Raw genomic sequence first — 17,283 nt, 5'->3', positions numbered from 1 at the left:
GTCGCCGTGGCCGGGGCCGCCGGTGGCCCGGTCGCTACGCCGACGCCCGCAGCGCGACCTTGTCGACCTTGCCGACGGCCGTGCGCGGGAACTCGTCGAGCGGCACCACGCGGTCCGGGATCTTGTAGGTGGCCAGACCGCGCTCGCGGAGGAACGACTTGACGGTCGCCGAGGTGACCGGCTCGTCCCGGAGGATGACGAAGGCGACGGTCTTCTCGCCGAGCGTGGGGTCGGCCACGCCGACCACCGCCGCGTCCCGGATCGCGGCGTGGGTGAGCAGGTGCTCCTCGACCTCCTCGGCGGGCACCTTCTCCCCACCCCGGTTGATGACGTCCTTGATGCGGCCGACGACGACGATGCTGCCGTCGGGCCGGCGGCGGACCAGGTCGCCGGTGCGGAAGTAGCCGTCGGGGGTGAACGAGCGACGGTTCTGCTCGTCGGCGCGGTAGTAGCCGCGGATGGTGTACGGGCCGCGTACCAGCAGTTCACCCTCGGCGTCGTCGGGGACGGGCCGGTCGTCGGGGTCGACGACGAGGATCTCGTCGTGCGGGGCGAGGGGGCGTCCCTCGGTGGCGAGGACGATCTCCTCCGGGTCGTCCAGCCGGGTGTAGGTCAGCAGTCCTTCGCCGACGCCGAACCACTGCGTCAGCCCGGCGCCGAGGCTGGTGCGTACCTCGGCGGCGCGGGCGGGATCGAACTTGGAGCTGCCGACCTGGAGTGTCAGGTTCGGCAGCCGGGTACCGGACCTGCGGGCGGCGTCGATCCAGAGCCGTACCACGGGTGGCACGAGGGTCGTGAGCGTCACTCGTTCCCGTCGCACCAGGTCGAACACCTCGTCGGGGCGGACGCTGGAGGTGAGTACGGCGGTGCCGCCGACCAGCAGGGTGCCGAGGACGCCGGGGCAGCCGAGGGCGGAGTTGTGGCCGATCGGGTTGACGGCCAGGTACACGCCGTGCTCGTCGAACCGCAGGGCCTCCGCCGTGGCGCGCATGTTGTAGGCGTAGTCGTCGTGGGTCCGGGGGATGAGCTTGGGCAGGCCGGTGGTGCCGCCGGAGAGCAGGAACAGCGCGGGTTCGCTGGGGTCGACGGCGGGCAGGTCCGGCCCCGGCAGGTGCAGGTCGGTCAGGGCGGTGAACTCCTCGGCGTCACCGCAGACCACGACGTGTTCCAGTGTGGGCACGTCGGCCCGTACCTGTCGGGCCAGTGCGCGGTGGTCGAAGCCTTTGACCTGGTCGGCGACGACCAGGGCGACGGCCTGCGAGTGGGCGCAGAGGTGGGTGAGCTCGACCCTGCGGTGTCCCGGCAGGGCCATGACGGGTACGGCGCCGATCCGCAGCAGCGCGTGGACCACCACGACGAACTCGGGCACGTTGGGCAGTTGGACGACGATCCGGTCCAACGGCGCGATGCCCAGGTTCGACAGCCCGCCGGCGACGGCGCGGGCCTGCGCCGCCAGGTCGGCGTAGGTGATCCGCCGTTCGCCACACACGAGCGCGGTCCGGTCGGCGTGCCGGGCGCAGGCCTCGTCGAGCAGGTCCCCCAGCGGTCGTCCCTGCCAGTAGCCCTCGCGGCGGTAGCGGGTGGCGAGGTCCTCGGGCCAGGGCACACATCCATCGAGCATCGCGTCCACCCCACAGGGTCGGTGAGCTGACCAGTACGGCGTGGCGACGCCGACGCTCCAGCGTGGCCCGGGTCGTGACGCCGGTGCCGGCCCGGTGACAGGGACGCGAAAGGGATCGTCCGGGGGCGTCCGCCCTGTCGTGATCCTTTCGCCGTCGGGTACCGGCGCGTCGGCGGGCGGCTAGCGTCGGTTCCCGGGCAGCGCCCGCGTACCCGGGGACCGCAGAGGACGGAGTGAGCAGGTGCCGACCGTTCCGGAGTTGTTCGAGTCCGTGGTGGCGCGTGCGGGGGACGACCCGGCGGTGGTCTCCGGTGCCCGCGTGGTCACCTACGCCGAGCTCAACACCCGCGCCAACCGGTTGGCGCGGGTGCTGGTCGAGCGGGGCGTCGGCGCCGACACCACGGTGGCGGTGGCGATGCCGAAGTGTGACGAGCTGATGGTGGTGCTGCTGGCGGTGCTCAAGGCCGGCGGCGCCTACCTCCCGCTGGACCCGCAGTATCCCGCCCGGCGGCTGGCGCACATGGTCGACGACGCCCGGCCGGTTCTGCTGGTCCGGTCGGTGGGGGTGTCGCTGGACCTCGGCGCGCCGGTGGCCGAGCTGGTGGTGGACGACCCGGACGCGGTGCGGGACATCGGGTCGCGGCGGGGCGACGACCTGACCGACGGGTGCCGGGCTGCTCCGCTGGACCCCCGGCACCTGATGTACGTCATCTACACGTCGGGTTCGACGGGGGCGCCCAAGGGTGTCGCCGTGACCCACCAGGGTGTCGCCGACATCGTGGCCGCCCAGTCCGCGTCGATCGCGCCCGGCCCGGGTGACCGGGTGCTCCAGTGGGCGTCGATCAGTTTCGACGCGGCGTTCTGGGACTGGTCGGCGGCGTTGCTGTCGGGGGCGGCGCTGGTCGTGGCCCCGGCCGAGGAACTGCTGCCCGGCGAACCGTTGCGCGACACGCTGCGCCGCCACGCGGTCACCCACGCGGTGCTGCCGCCGGTCGCGCTGAGCGTCACCGACCCCGAGGGCGTGCTGGTCGGCGGCACGCTGATGTCCACCGGTGACGCGTGCACGCCCGCCATGGTGGCCAGGTGGTCGCCGGGGCGGCGGATGTTCAACGGGTACGGGCCGACCGAGACGACGGTCGGGTCGACCATCGCCGGTCCCGTCACCGTCGCCGACGAGATCACCATCGGGACGCCGTGGTCGGGCAACAGCGTGTACGTCCTCGACGAGCGGCTGTGTCCGGTCCCCGACGGCCGCGACGGTGAGCTGTACCTGGCCGGTAACGGTGTGGCGCGCGGGTACCTGAACCGGCCGGGGCTGACCGCCGGTCGTTTCGTGCCGGACCCGTTCGGGCCGCCGGGCAGTCGCATGTACCGCTCCGGTGACCGGGGCCACCGCCGCGCGGACGGGCAGCTGGTCTTCTCCAGCCGGGGCGACGGCCAGGTGAAGGTCCGTGGTTTCCGCGTCGAGCTGGGCGAAGTCGAGGCGCGGTTGGCGGCGCATCCCGCCGTGGACGTCGCCGCCGTGGTGGTGGTCGGCGACCTCGCGGGCGCGCGCCTCGCCGCCTACGTCAGCACCGTCGACGGCGTCGAGGTGCCGGCTGCCGAGCTGCGCGCCCACTCGGCGCAGACCCTGCCGGAGCACATGGTGCCGTCGTCGGTCCGGGTGCTGCGGCGGCTCCCGGTCACTCCCAACGGCAAGATCGACCGTACGGCGTTGCGGGATCTCGCCGCGTCGACGGCGTACCGGGCGGGGGAGCGCGGCGGTGACGCGTCCGCGTCGGTGGAGCGCCGGCTGTGTGCGATGGTCGGGGAGCTGCTGGCGGTGCCGGAGGTCGGGCCGGGCGACAACTTCTTCACGCTGGGCGGTCACTCGGTGCTGGCGACCCGGTTGGCCGGTCGGATCCGCGACGAGTGGGGCGTCACCCTGCCGATGCGGACGGTGTTCGAGAAGGGCACCCTGTCCGAGCTCGCCTCGGCGGTGCGGGAGGCTACGGCAGGGTGACCGCGCCCCACTCGTGCGGTGGCACGTCCCGCAGGTGCCGGGTGAACTCCCACAGGTGGCCTTCGAGGTCGCGGACCAGGTACTGGCGCAGCCCCCACGGCTTGTCCGTCACGGGCTGGACGATGTCGGCGCCGGCTGCGGCGGCGCGGACGAAGTGCGCGTCGACGTCGGGCACCCAGACGATGACCTGTTTGCAGGTGTGCCCGCCGGCGCAGGCGCCGGTGTGCCGTCCGCCGGTCGACCGGACCATGACGATCCCACCGCCCGTGTCGAGGTCGGCATGGCGGATGGTCCCGGTGGCCGGCTGCCGGAGGAGCAGGCGGAATCCGAAGACGCCCACGAGCCAGTCGACGGCGCGATCGGGGTCGGCGTAGGCGAGTTCGACGACCACGTGGGGAAAGCCGCGAGCCGGGTCGTACACCGGGCCTCCTTCGTTGCGCGATTCCTTCCGGGAGGCTAGCCACGTCCGGTTGTCACCGGTGCGCGTGACGAAGCATTTGTGAAAGACGGCTGGGGTCGGGCCAAGGCCGCGTCCCGCGCCGAGCGGGAAGTGCGCGCCCCGGGGCGTCGTCGTTCGCGGCGTGACGGCTGTAACGGTGGTGATTGCAGATGCCGCCGGTTCGGCCCGGATCCGAGCATAAGGCACCGAGACAGCCGTACCGCGAGATCCGTCAACGACAGTGAGTGGGGAAAGAATGCGCACCATCGGCGGCCCCGAGATCTCCGGCAGCGCGCCGGAACGCGTCGCGGTGTCGATCGGTGCCGCCGCCACCCCCACGGAGCTGTGCGGGCGCGCCGGCCACGGATACCGCTGTGCCGTACCCGGCGCGGGCTGTCCCTCGTGACCACGCCCGGGGACGGCGCGGCCCACGACACTGCGATCCCCCCGCGTCTCGACGACGCCGGGCGTCGGCGGATGCTCGCCCTGGGGCACGGTGGACCCGCCGCCGCAGCCCCGACCACGGCGGCCGAGATGTTCGCGGTCGTGGCGGGACGTCTGCCCGGCGCGCTCGCCGTCGTCGGCGGTGCGCGGAAACTGACCTACGGCGACCTCGACCGCCGCGCCAACCGTTTCGCGCACCTGCTGGTCGATCGTGGCGTCGGTACCGACGACGTCGTCGCGCTGCTGCTGCCCCGCTCGGTCGACCTCGTCGTCGCCGTCCTCGGTGTCCTGAAGGCCGGCGCCGCCTACCTGCCCGTCGACCCCGGTCACCCGGCGGCCCGGATCCAGCGGCTGCTCGCCGACGCGAGACCCGCGCTGGTCGTCGACGACGCGCGGACGGTGACCGGCACCGGTGACCGGCCCGCGACCGCGCCGCAGGTCCGGCACCGGCCGGACCAGGCCGCGTACGTCATCTTCACCTCCGGCTCGACCGGCGAGCCCAAGGGCGTGGTGGTCAGCCACCGCGGCCTCACCGACCTGGTGGCCGCGCAGCGACGTCACCTCGGCCTCGGTGCGGGCAGCCGGGTCGCCCAGGTGTTCTCGCCGGCCTTCGACGCCTCGGTGTGGGAGATCCTCGGCGCGCTGCTCACCGGCGCCACGCTCGTCGTCGGGCCGGCCGACAACCCCTTCGGGGTGCTGACCGGCGGGGCGGCGCTCACCCACGCCACGGTCACGCCGTCGGTGCTCGCCGCGCTGCCCGCCGCCGCCGTCCGGGTGCCGACCCTGGTCGTCGCCGGTGAGGCCTGCCCCGCCGACCTGGCCGCGACCCTGTCCCCGGGCCGCCGCATGATCAACGCCTACGGCCCGACCGAGACGACGATCTGCGCCACCGTCAGCGACCCGCTGGCCGGCGCCGGCCCGGTGCCGATCGGCCGGCCGATCGCCGGCACCCGGGTGTACGTGCTGGACGACCGGCTCCGGCTCGTCCCGCCCGGCGTCCCGGGAGAGCTCTACGTGGCCGGTACCGGGGTGGCTCGCGGCTACCTGCACCGCCCCGCGCCGACGGCGGGCCGGTTCGTCGCCGACCCGTTCCTCGGCCCGGGGGAACGGATGTACCGCACCGGGGACGTGGTGCGGTGGTCGGCCGGCGGGCAGCTCGAGTTCGTCGGCCGCGCCGACGACCAGGTCAAGATCCGCGGGTTCCGGGTCGAACCCGGCGAGGTCGAGGCGGTCGTCGCGGCCTGCCCCGGGGTCCGCCGGGCCGCGGTGGTGGTGCGCGAGGACGGCCCCGGTGGCAAACGGCTGGTCGCGTACGTGGTCGGCGACGGGACCGGGGTGCGGGACTTCGCCGCCGGGCGGCTGCCCGAGCACCTGGTCCCCGCCGCGGTGGTGGAGCTCGACGCGCTGCCGGTGACCGTCAACGGCAAACTCGACCGGGCCGGGCTGCCGGCGCCGGTCGACGCCCGGACCGCCCGCGCGGCGCCCACCCGCTACGAGACCGCCCTCTGCGCGATCTTCGCCGACGTGCTGGGCCTGCCCACGGTCGGCGTCACGGACGACTTCTTCGACCTCGGCGGCCATCCGCAGCTCGCGATCCGCGTCGTCGGCCGGGTCCGCTCGACGCTCGGCCGCGAGGTGTCCCTGCAGTCCCTGTCCCGGAACCCGACCGCCGAGGGTCTCGCCCGCATCCTCGACTCGGCTCCCCAAGCCCGGCCCCGGCTGCGCCGGATGCCCCGTCCGGAGGATGCCTCGTGATCCCGTTGTCGTTCGCGCAGCGCCGGTTGTGGTTCCTGCACCAGATCGACGGTGGCAGCGCCTACAACAGCTCCATCGCGCTGCGGTTGACCGGCGACCTCGACGTGGCGGCGTTACGCGCCGCGCTGCGCGACGTCGTCGCCCGGCACGAGGTGCTGCGCACAGTGTTCCCGGCCGTGGACGGGGAGCCGCACCAGCAGGTGCTCGCCGTGCCGGACACGGTGGACCTGACGCGCATCACCGTCGACGAGGTCGCCGCCGCCGCGGCGTACCCCTTCGATCTGGCGCGGGAGGCGCCGCTGCGGGCGTCGCTCGCGGTGGCCGGTGACCGGGAGCACGTGCTGGTGCTGGCGATGCACCACATCGCCGTGGACGGCTGGTCGATGGGGCCGCTGGCCCGGGACCTCGCCGTGGCCTACCGGGCGCGCCGGGCCGGCGAGCCGCCCGGCTGGGCGCCGCTGCCGGTGCAGTACGTCGACTACACCCTCTGGCAGCGGGAGCTGCTCTCCTCCGGTGGGCTGCTCGACCAGCAGGTCGCCTACTGGCGGCGGGCCCTGGCGGGCCTGCCGGAGGAGCTGGCGCTGCCGGTCGACCGGCCGCGACCGGCGGTGGCGTCCTTCGCCGGTGAGGTGGTGGCGGTCGAGATCCCGCCGGAGCTGCACGCCCGCCTGGCCGCGCTGGCCCGGTCGCACGGGGTGACCCTGTTCATGGTGGTCCAGGCGGCGGTGGCGGTGGTGCTGTCGCGGCTCGGCGGCGGGGACGACATCCCGCTGGGCACCCCGACCGCCGGACGGATGGACGAGGCGCTCGACGAGCTGGTCGGCTTCTTCGTCAACACGCTGGTGGTACGGACGGACCTGTCCGGCGATCCGACCTGCGCCGAGCTGCTGGCCCGGGTCCGGGAGACCGGCCTGCAGGCCCTCGACCATCAGGACGTGCCGTTCGAGCGGCTCGTGGAGGAGCTCGCGCCGGCCCGGTCCACGGCCCGGCACCCGCTCTTCCAGGTGATGGTCGCCGTGCAGACCACCGGCGTGTCCCCGGTCGACCTCGGCGGGCTGCGGATGGAGCCGGTGCCCACCGGCCCGCCACCGGCCCGGTTCGACCTCAACCTGCAGCTCGTCGAGCGGCCCGGCGTCGGCGGGGTACGGGGCGGCCTCACCTACGCCACCGACCTGTTCGACGAGTCCACCGTGCGGGGCATGGTGGACTGCCTGCTGCGGGTGCTGGCGGCGATGGCCGGGGATCCGTCCGCGCCGGTCGGCCGGATCGACGTGCTGGGGCCGGCGCGGCGGCGGGAGCTGCTGGCGGCGGGTGACGGCGGCGCGGCGGCGGTGCGGGACGTGTCGCTGGGGGAGTTGTTCGCGGAGCAGGTGGCGCGGACCCCGGACGCTCTCGCGGTGGTCGACGGCGAGCGGCGGCTGACGTACGCGCAGGTGGACGTCGCGGCGGGCCGGCTGGCGTCGTGGCTGCGGGATCGGGGGGTGGGCCCGGAGTCGCTGGTGGGCCTGTGGCTGGACCGGTCGGCGGAGCTGACCGTGGCGATGCTGGCGGTGTGGAAGGCCGGTGGCGCGTACCTGCCGTTGGATCCGGACCATCCGGTGCGCCGGGTGCGGGACATGGTCGAGGACGCCCGGCCGGTGGTGGTGCTGTCGTCGCGGCCGGCGCCGGGGTGCGTGGCGCTGGCGGACGTCGAGCTGCCGGAGGCGGTCTGCGCCGGGGTCGCGGTGCGCCCGGAGCAGCCGGCGTTCGTGATCTACACGTCGGGGTCGACGGGCCGGCCGAAGGGTGTGGTGGTGCAGCACCGTGCCGTGGTCCACCGGCTGGCGGCGTTGCAGCGGGAGTTCGGGCTGTCGGCCGCGGACCGGGTGCTGGTGAAGACCCCGTCCGGGTTCGACGTGTCGTTCTTCGAGTACGTCTGGCCGTTGTTGCAGGGGGCGGTCCAGGTGGTGGGGCGGGCCGACGGGCACCGGGACCCCGACTACCTGGCCGAGGTGATCGTCGCCGAGCGGGTGACGGTGGTCCAGTTCGTGCCCTCGATGCTGCGGGTCTTCCTCCAGTCGCCGAAGGCGGCGGCGTGCACGGGCCTGCGGGTGGTGATCTGTGCCGGTGAGGCGTTGCCGCAGAACCTGGCGTGGGAGTCGGTGCGGGTGCTGGGCGTGCCACTGGCCAACCTGTACGGGCCGTCCGAGGCGGTGCTGTACTGCACGTCGGCGCTGATCGACGCCGGTGACCCGGTGACGATCGGTGGGCCGGTCGCGCACACCCACGCCTACGTGCTCGACGACCGGCTGCGGCTCGTCCCGCCCGGCGTCGCCGGCGAGCTGTACGTGACGGGTGCGGGGCTGGCGCGCGGGTACCTGCGCCGCTTCGGGTTGACGGCGGGCCGGTTCGTGGCGGACCCGTTCGGTGCCGGTGGGCGGATGTACCGCACCGGGGACGTGGTGCGGTGGTCGGCGGGTGGGGCGCTGGAGTTCGTCGGCCGCGCCGACGACCAGGTGAAGATCCGCGGGGTCCGGATCGAGCTGGGTGAGATCGAGGCGGTGGTCGCGGCCTGCCCCGGGGTGCGCCGGGCGGCGGTGGTGGTGCGCGAGGACGAGCCCGGTGAGAAACGGCTGGTCGCGTACGTGGTCGGTGACGGCGACGGGGTGCGCGACTTCGTGGCCGAGCGCCTGCCGGAGAACATGGTGCCGGCCGCGACGGTGGAGCTCGAGGCGCTGCCGGTGTCGGTCAACGGCAAACTCGACCGCGCGGCGCTGCCCGCGCCCGTCTTCGACGCGACCGGGCGGGGGCCGCGGACCCTCCGGGAGGAGATCATCGGCGCGGAGTTCGCCGCCGTGCTGGGGCTGGCCTCGGTCGGTGTCACGGACAGCTTCTTCGACCTCGGCGGCCACTCGTTGCTGGTGGTCACGCTGGTCGAGCGGTTACGGGCCCGGAACGTGGCGGTCGACGTGCGCACCCTCTTCGAGGCGCCCACCGTCGAGCGGCTGGCGGCGGTGGCCGGTCAGCCGGAGGTGACCGCTCCGGAGCCGGCGGTGCCGCCCGACGCCACCGTGCTCACCCCCGAGATGGTGCCGATGGCGGGGCTGCCGGCCGGTGAGGTGGCGGCCGTCGGCGCGGCGACCTGCGGCGGCGTGGGCAACGTCGCCGACGTCTACCCCCTCGCGCCGTTGCAGGAGGGCCTGTTCTTCCACCACCGGCTCGGCGACGCGGCCGGGGGCGACCCGTACGAGCTGCGGCTGGTGGTCCGGTTGGGTTCCGCCGCCGAGGTCGCCGACTTCCTCGCCGGCTGGCAGGCGGTGATCGACCGGCACGACATCCTGCGCACCGCCCTGGCCTGGGAGGGGCTGACCCATCCGGTCCAGGTCGTCCACCGGCACGCGACCCTGCCGGTCACCGAGCTCGGCCCGGACGACCTCACCCGCGTCGCCGACCCGGCCGACCGGGACCTGCCGCCGCTGGACCTGCGGCGGGCGCCGCTGATGGACGCGCACGTCGCCGGCGTCCGGGTGCTCCTGCGGGTGCACCACCTGATCCTCGACCACACCGCGCTGGGCGTGGTCCTCGACGAGGTGCGCGCGGTGATGCGGGGCGAGGCCGCCGACCTGCCGGCGCCGCTGCCCTACCGGACCTTCGTGGCCCAGGCGTTGTCCGGGGTCAGCCGGGCGGACCACGTCGCCTACTTCCGGCGGCTGCTCGCCGACGTCACCGAGCCGACAGCGGCCTTCGGGGTGCTCGACGTGCGCGGGGACGGCCGGGGCGCCACCCACGCCCGGGCCGTCCTCGACGAGGACGTGGCCGTCCGCGTCCGGGAGGCCGCCCGTCGTCGGGGGGTGACCCCGGCGACGTTCTTCCACGTGGTCTGGTCGCGTGCGCTCGCCGCCATGTCGGGCCGCGACGACGTCGTCTTCGGCACGATGGTCTTCGGCCGGCTCCGGGCCGGTGCCGGCGGTGACCGGGTACCGGGCCTGTTCCTCAACACCCTGCCCGTCCGCGCCCGGGTCGCCGGGGTCGCGGTGGCCGACGCGGTCGGCGCCATGCGTGCCCAGCTCGCCGAGGCGATGGTGCACGAGCACGCCCCGCTCGGGCTCGCCCAGCCGGTCAGCGGCGTGACCGCGCCGACGCCGCTGTTCACCACCCTGCTGAACTACCGCTACGGCGGGGACGTCACTCCCGTCTTCGACGTGGTCGCGGGCCGGGAGCGCACCAACTATCCCCTCGACGTCTCGGTCGACGACCTCGGCGACGCGGGCTTCCGGTTCAGCGTGCACGCCGTCGCGCCCATCGACCCGCAGGTGGTCTGCGCCGTGCTGCGCACGACGACGCTCGGTGTCGTCGAGGCGTTGGAGAACGTGCCCGGGCGGGACCTCGCCCTGGTGGACGTGGTCGCCACCCCCGTCCCGGACGACCCGGCCCGGCGGGGGCGGGCGGCGACCCTGGGGGAGGTGTTCGCCGCGCAGGTGGCGCGGTCGCCGGACGCGGTGGCGGTGGTCGACGGCGAGCGGCGGCTGACGTACGCGGAGGTGGACGTCGAGGTGGGACGGCTGGCGTCGTGGCTGCGCGGTCGGGGGGTGGGCCCGGGGTCGCCGGTCGGACTGTGGCTGGACCGGTCGGCGGACCTGGTCGTGGCGATGCTGGCGGTGTGGCGGGCCGGGGGTGCCTGCCTGCCGCTGGAGCCGGACGATCCGCAGCGGCGGGTGCTCGACGTCGTCGCCGAAGCCCGGCCCGTGGTGGTGTTGTCGTCGCGTCCGGCGCCGGGCTGCACGCCGCTGTCCGAGGCGGACCTACCGGAGGCCGGACCCGTCGGGGCCGGGTGCCCCGGGGCCGGGGTCGCGGCGGAGCATCCGGCGTACCTCGGTGACCCGGCGGCGCCGGGTGTGGTGCTGTCCCACCGGGCGGTGCTGAGCCGGTCGGCGGCGTGGCAGGCCGGGTTCGGTCTGTCGGCCACCGACCGGGTGCTCGTGGCGACCCCGGTCGACCACGTCTGGCCGCTGCTGCACGGGGCGACCCTGGTGGTGGCCCGCGCCGACGGCGCCCTGGCGGCGACGATCGCCGCGCGGCGGGTGACCGTGGCGCAGGTCGTACCGTCGGCGCTGCGGACCCTCGCCCAGTCGCCGGACGCGGGCGCGTGCCCGGACCTGCGGGCGCTCGGGTGCCTCGGTGCGGTGGCGCCGCCCGAGGTGGCCTGGCGGGCGGTGCCGGTCACCCCGGTGTACGACCCCACCGGGGCGACCCCGGTGGTGGCGGGACGCCCCCCGGCGGATGCGGCCCTGCGGGTGCTCGACGACCGGCTGCGGCCGGTCCCTGCGGGCGTGGCGGGGGAGCTGTACGTGACGGGGGCGGGGCTGGCGCACGGCTGGCGGGACCCGTCCGGGTCGACGGCGGGCCGGTTCGTGGCGGACCCGTTCGGTGCCGGCGCGCGGATGTACCGCACCGGGGACGTGGCGCGGTGGTCGGCGGGTGGGGTGCTGGAGTACGTCGGCCGCGCCGAGGACCGGGAGCGGAGGCCGGGGTCGCGGGCCGACGCCGACGCCCCGGCCGGCTGGGCACCGCCGGAGGGCCCCGACGAGCAGACGATCGCGGCGGTCTGGTCCGAGCTGCTCGGGGTCGACGACGTCGGCCGGTACGACGACTTCTTCGCCCTGGGTGGGCACTCGCTGCTGGCCCTCACGATGGTCGAGCGGCTGCGCAACCGGGGGCTCGACCGTACCGTGCGGATGGTCTTCGACCACCCGACCGTGGCCGGGCTGGCGGCCGGGCTGCCCGGCGGGCCGGTCGTCGCCGAGCTGCCGCCCTTCGCCGGGCTGACCCCGGAGGAGATCGACGGCATCGCGGCGGGCAACGCGAGCGACCTGCAGGACATCCATCCCCTCATCCCGTTGCAGGAGGGCATCCTCTACCACCACCTGCTGGCCCCGGAGTCCGACGGTTACGTGCTCTCCCACCTGCTCGCGGTGGACACCCGGGACCGGCTGGACGCCTTCCTGGCCGCGCTGAACGCCGTCGTCGAGCGGCACGACATCCTGCGGACGTCGTTCCACTGGGCGGGCCTGCGGCATCCGGTGCAGGCGGTGTGGCGGCACGCGACCGTGGCCGTGGAGGAGGTCGAGCTCGCCCGGCTGACCGGGGCGGTGCGGATGGACCCCTCGCGGCCTCCCTTGCTGCGGGTGCTGCTGGCCTGGGACGGGGACGGACAGCGGTGGCTGGCGCGGGTGCTGCTGCACCACCTGGTCGGCGACCACACCTCGATGGCGGTCGTCCACTCCGAGGTCGCGGCCATCCTGGCGGGCCGGGAGCTGCCGCGGCCGGTGCCGTACCGGGAGGCGGTGGCCCAGGTGGTGGCCGGCGGCCGGGCGGAGGACCACGACCGGTTCTTCACCGAGCTGCTGGCCGGGGTGTCGGAGCCCTGCGCCCCGTACGGCATCCTGGACGTGCACGGCGACGGTACGGCGCTGACCGAGGCGCGTGGCGCCGCCGACGGCCGGGCGGTCCGGGAGCTGGCCCGGCGCTGCGGGGTCCCCACCGCGGCGGTGGTGCACCTGGCGTGGGCGCTGGTGCTGGGCCGGTTGACCGGCCGTGACGACGTGGTCTTCGGGACGGTGCTCTCCGGTCGCATGCACGTCGGCGGGAGCGCCGAGCGGGCCCTGGGCCTGTTCGTCAACACGCTGCCGATCCGCGTCGACCCCGCCGGGCACACCGTGGGCAGCGGGTTGCGGGAGGTCCAGCGCCTGGTGGCCGGGTTGATCCGGCACGAGCAGGCACCCCTGGCGCAGGCGCAACGGTGCAGCGCGGTGCCCGCCGGGACGCCGCTGTTCACCAGCCTGCTCAACGTCAGGCGGCACGACCCGCAGGCCGGCGGCGCAGCGCAGAGCTGGACGGGCATCACCACGCTCGGCGGCGCGGGCGGCACGAACTACCCTCTCGTCACCTCCGTGGACGACAGCGGCGACGACCTCGTCGTGACCGTGCAGGCCCGGTCCCCGATCGACCCGGCGCAGGTGTGCGCGCTGCTGGGGCGGGCCCTGACCGCGCTGACCGGCGGCGACGACGTGGCACTCGACCGGCTGGAGATCGTGCCGGCGGTGCCGAGCCCGCCGGTGGCGACAGGCGTCGGCGGGAGCGTCCCCGAGGCGTTCGCCCGGCAGGCGCGGGCGACCCCGGACGCGGTGGCGGTGCAGCACGGCGACCGGAGCGTCACCTACACCGAGCTGGCGGCGCTCTCCGACCGGATCGCCGCCGGCCTGGTCCGGGCCGGTGTCCGGCGCGGCTCGCGGGTGGCCGTCAGCGCCGGCCGGGGCGTGGACCTGGTCGCCGGGCTGCTCGGCATCCTGCGCGCCGGGGCGGTGTACGTGCCGCTGGATCCGGCGGACCCGCCGGCGCGGCGGCGGTGGGCGCTGGCCGACGCCGACCCGGTCCTGCTGCTCGACGAGGCGACGCTGACCGCGCTGCTGCGCGCCGGGGCTCCGGTGGCGTCGTCGGGGGTGCCCGTGGGTGGCGCCGACGCGGCGTACGTGATGTACACGTCGGGGTCGACCGGGGTGCCGAAGGGGGTCGTGGTCGAGCACCGCAACATCGTTTCGCTGGTACGGGACAATGGTTTCCTGTCGCTCGGCCCCGACGACGCGGTCGCCTTCGCGGCGAACCCGGCGTTCGACGCGGCGACCTGGGAGCTGTGGGCGCCGCTGCTCAACGGTGCCCGGGTGGTGGTCGTCGACGAGTCGGACGTGCTGGCCGCCGACCGGTTCGCGGCGCTGCTCACCGCGGCGCGGGTGACGGTGCTGTGGCTGACCGCCGGGCTGTTCCACCAGTACCGCGAGCAGCTCGGTGACGTCTTCGCCGGCCTGCGGTGCCTGATCGCCGGTGGGGACACCCTCGACCCGGAGAGTGTGCGCCGGGTGCTGCGCTCCGGTGCCCCGCCGGTGTTCCTCAACGGGTACGGGCCCACCGAGAGCACCACCTTCGCGCTGGTCCACCGGATCAGGGCGGGGCGGTGGGACAGCGTGCCGATCGGCCGGCCGGTCGCCGGACGGCACGTGCACCTGCTGGACTCCCGGGGGCGTCAGGTGCCGCCCGGCGTGGTCGGTGAGCTGTACCTCGGCGGCGCCGGGCTCGCCCAGGGGTACCTGGGCCGGCCCGCGCTCACCGCCGCCCGCTTCGTCGCCGATCCGTACGCCGCCGACGGCTCCCGGCTCTACCGCACCGGGGACCTCGGCCGGTGGCTGCCGGACGGCACCGTGGAGTTCCTGGGCCGCAACGACGTCCAGCTCAAGGTGCGTGGTTTCCGGGCCGAACCCGGCGAGGTGGAGGCCCGGATGGGCGAGCACCCCTCCGTCGCCGCGTGTGTCGTCGTCGTCGCGGCGGACCGGCTCGTCGCCTACTGCGTGCCGGCGGGGGAGCACGGGATCGATCCGGCGGTGCTGCGCGACCACGTGGCCGCCCGGGTGCCGGCCTTCCTGGTGCCTGCGGCGTTCGTGGCGCTGGACTCGCTGCCGCTGACCCGTAACGGCAAGGTCGACCGGGCGGCCCTGCCCGACCTCGACGCCGGGGCCGTCGCGCGAGCCGACTACGAGCCCCCGCGCGCTGGCGTCGAGCGGCTGATCGCCGACATCTGGGCCGAGACGCTCGGCGTCGCCCGGGTCGGCCGCCACGACAACTTCTACGCGCTCGGCGGTCACTCGCTGCTCGCGGTGCGGGTCGCCGAACAGATCCGGGCGGGCGGGCTGGACTGCGACGTCCGCATGGTGGCGGCCACGCCGACCCTGGCGGACCTGGCGGCGGCGGCGAGCCGGGAGGCGCGGACGGGCGCGCCGACGCGCTCCGGCGGGCCGGTCGCCGGTCACCTCTACGACCTGACCTGGGGTCAGCGGGGCATCTACGAACACTTCCGGCGCAACGGGTTCACGATGGAGGCGGGCATCGTGCCGGTGCACTGGGTTCTGCCGCAACCCTGCCCGCCCGGGGCGGTGCGCCGCGCCCTGGACCATCTGGTGCACCGGCACGAGTGTCTGCGCACGGTCTACCTCGACGACACCGGGACACCGGTGGGGCCGGGCAATCCCGCGCCGGTGGGGCGGGTCCGCCAGCGGATCGATCCCGCCGGCCCGGTACCCGTGGCGTTGACGGACCGCGGGCCGGCGGAGGTGCTGGACGCCGCGGCCACCCTCGATCCGTTCGCCGCGTCGGCGTTGCAGGTGCAACTGATCCGTACGGGTGCGGGGGTGGTCGCCGTCGCGGGCGGGATCTCGCACATGGCGGTGGACACCTTCGGTCTCACCACCCTCGAAGCGGAGTTCCGGCACTGCCTGCGCGCGGCTCTCGCCGGCGCGTCCGTCGACGGCCTGCCACCGGTTCGGCAACCGCGAGAGCTGGCCGAGGAGGAGGCGACCCCCACCGCGGCGGCGGCCGGCGCGGAGGCGATGCGGTACCTGCGGTCGCTGCTGGAGCGGGCGCCCCGGATCTACCTCACGGCGGGGCAGCCACGGTCACAGCTGCGGGTGTCCCAGGTGCGGGGCATCTCGTGGCGCCTGCAGCAGGCGGTCGACCAGGTGGCGAAGGAGTGCTCGGCGGCGGTGCCGGCGGTGCTGGAGACGCTGGTGGCGGCCCTGCTGGCCGCGCACACCGGTGAGCCCCGGGTGCTGCTGCGGACGCTGCACGCCCGGCGGCACTGGTTCTCCGGTGTCTCCTACGTCGCCCCGCAGTCGCTGCCGTCGCACATCCTGCTCGACGTGCCCGCCGGCTGCTCGTTCGGGGAGTTGCTCGACCGGGCCCGTGCGGCGCGGGCGGAGGCCGCCGCGCGTACCGACTTCGACGTCCGCGACATGCTCGACCTGCATGCCGAGATCGGTGCCGGCGTCGGCCGGTTCCCGGACGGTTTCGTGCTCTTCAACTGTTGGGACGCGGAGCCGGCGGTGCCGGGCGCGGAGCCGGCCGGCCCGCGGCCCGCGCAGCTCGAGGTCCGGCCCGAGGCGGACATGCTGCTGGACATGCAGGCCGAGATCGCCTGCGGCACGCACGCCGTGCCGGGCGGTATGTGGATCAAGTTCGGCTTCAGTGAGGCACTCATCGGCACCACCGCGCAGGCCTTCCTGCACCGCCTCGAGCTCTTCGCCGAAGCGGTGTCGGCCGGTCCCGGCGCGCCCCTCCCCACCCTGACAAGCCTAGGAGTGAGCCATGCAGCACCCCACCGTCAGCAGGGAACTGCTCGTCCTGGGTGAGGAACTCGAGATGTACGCGCCCAGCGAGCACGAGGCGGACTTCCAGTACCAGGAGATCTTCCGGCACGAGTGCTACGACCGGTTCACCCTGCGGGACGAGCCGGCGATCGTGGACGTGGGCGCGAACATCGGCCTCTTCACGGTCTTCGCCAAGCGGCGCTGGCCGCAGGCGCGGATCCTCGCCTTCGAACCGGTGCCGGCCACGGCGGAGTACCTGCGCCGCAACATCGCGCTGCACGGCCTGCGGGACGTGACCGTGGTGCGGGAGGCGCTGGGCGACACCGACGGCACCGAGATCACGATGGTCAACTACCCGAACCTGCCGGGCAACTCGACCCGTTACCCGCAGGACAAGCAGCTCCAGATCGACGCGGTGGCCCGCCGTCACCCGGACTGGGACCTCGTCGAGCAGTACCGGGCCGAGCGGGTGACGGTGCCGCTGAGCCGACTGTCGTCGCACCTGTCGGGGCTGCCGCACGTCGATCTGCTGAAGGTGGACGCCGAGGGGGCCGAGCTGGAGATCCTGCGGGGCATCGCGCCGGAGCACTGGCCGGGCATCGACAACGTGGTGGCGGAGGTGCAGGACCTGCACTCCCGGTTGGAGGCGACCCGGGCGCTGCTCACGGAGCGCGGGTTCCGCTGCGAGGTGGAGCCGTCCCCGATGGTCTACCCCGAGATCCGGACCTATCTCGTCACCGCCCGCCGGCCGGTCTGAGGGCGGCGTGCCGGCGAGCCGGGGCAGCGTCGGTGTTTGCCCCCGTTACGGATCGTATCCCTGCGTTGACGCGGCTCGCCGGGGATAGCTTTGCGA

At 74.9% G+C, this 17,283-nt stretch carries 6 protein-coding genes; 4 read left to right on the top strand and 2 right to left on the bottom strand.

Features of this window, described 5'->3' with window-relative positions; all coding sequences use genetic code 11:
• Nucleotides 1-34 precede the first annotated feature (34 nt).
• Nucleotides 35-1,621 carry a (2,3-dihydroxybenzoyl)adenylate synthase gene (locus ACQUFX_RS12810; RefSeq protein WP_428966248.1) on the bottom strand — a complete coding sequence of 529 codons (1,587 nt, stop codon included), beginning with the start codon at nt 1,619-1,621 and terminating at the stop codon, nt 35-37.
• 241 nt (nt 1,622-1,862) lie between these two features.
• Between ACQUFX_RS12810 and ACQUFX_RS12805 the strand changes: the two genes are divergently transcribed.
• Complete coding sequence (locus ACQUFX_RS12805; RefSeq protein ID WP_428966247.1) at nt 1,863-3,623, top strand: non-ribosomal peptide synthetase; 1,761 nt, start codon at nt 1,863-1,865, stop codon at nt 3,621-3,623.
• Here the strand turns inward: ACQUFX_RS12805 and ACQUFX_RS12800 are convergent.
• Nucleotides 3,610-4,044 (bottom strand): VOC family protein, encoded by a 435-nt coding sequence (locus ACQUFX_RS12800; RefSeq protein WP_428966246.1) that lies wholly within the window; start codon nt 4,042-4,044, stop codon nt 3,610-3,612. The genes ACQUFX_RS12805 and ACQUFX_RS12800 overlap by 14 nt on opposite strands.
• Nucleotides 4,045-4,464: 420 nt before the next feature.
• Here ACQUFX_RS12800 and ACQUFX_RS12795 point away from each other — a divergent pair, with 420 nt between their 5' ends.
• Genes ACQUFX_RS12795 through ACQUFX_RS12785 form a run of 3 tightly spaced genes read left to right on the top strand, consistent with a single transcriptional unit; the run spans nt 4,465 to nt 17,187 of the window.
• Nucleotides 4,465-6,261 carry a non-ribosomal peptide synthetase gene (locus tag ACQUFX_RS12795; protein WP_428966245.1) on the top strand — a complete coding sequence of 599 codons (1,797 nt, stop codon included), beginning with the start codon at nt 4,465-4,467 and terminating at the stop codon, nt 6,259-6,261.
• On the top strand, nt 6,258-16,472 hold the full coding sequence (locus ACQUFX_RS12790; RefSeq protein WP_428966244.1) for a non-ribosomal peptide synthetase: 10,215 nt from the start codon (nt 6,258-6,260) through the stop codon (nt 16,470-16,472). The genes ACQUFX_RS12795 and ACQUFX_RS12790 overlap by 4 nt, the downstream gene beginning before the upstream one ends.
• Nucleotides 16,429-17,187 (top strand): FkbM family methyltransferase, encoded by a 759-nt coding sequence (locus tag ACQUFX_RS12785; RefSeq protein WP_428966243.1) that lies wholly within the window; start codon nt 16,429-16,431, stop codon nt 17,185-17,187. The genes ACQUFX_RS12790 and ACQUFX_RS12785 overlap by 44 nt, the downstream gene beginning before the upstream one ends.
• Nucleotides 17,188-17,283 lie beyond the last annotated feature (96 nt).

Origin of the sequence: Micromonospora fluostatini (assembly GCF_050410825.1) — a bacterium.
In the GTDB taxonomy this organism is placed as follows: domain Bacteria; phylum Actinomycetota; class Actinomycetes; order Mycobacteriales; family Micromonosporaceae; genus Micromonospora; species Micromonospora rosaria.
Note: the sequence above shows the minus strand (reverse complement) of the source record. Positions and strands in the feature narration are given on the sequence as shown.

What these genes read in the sequence shown, in the direction of transcription:
- ACQUFX_RS12810 (WP_428966248.1), bottom strand. Translation starts at nt 1,621, where the DNA reads ATGCTCGATGGATGTGTGCCCTGGCCCGAGGACCTCGCCACCCGCTAC.
- ACQUFX_RS12785 (WP_428966243.1), top strand. Translation starts at nt 16,429, where the DNA reads ATGCAGCACCCCACCGTCAGCAGGGAACTGCTCGTCCTGGGTGAGGAA.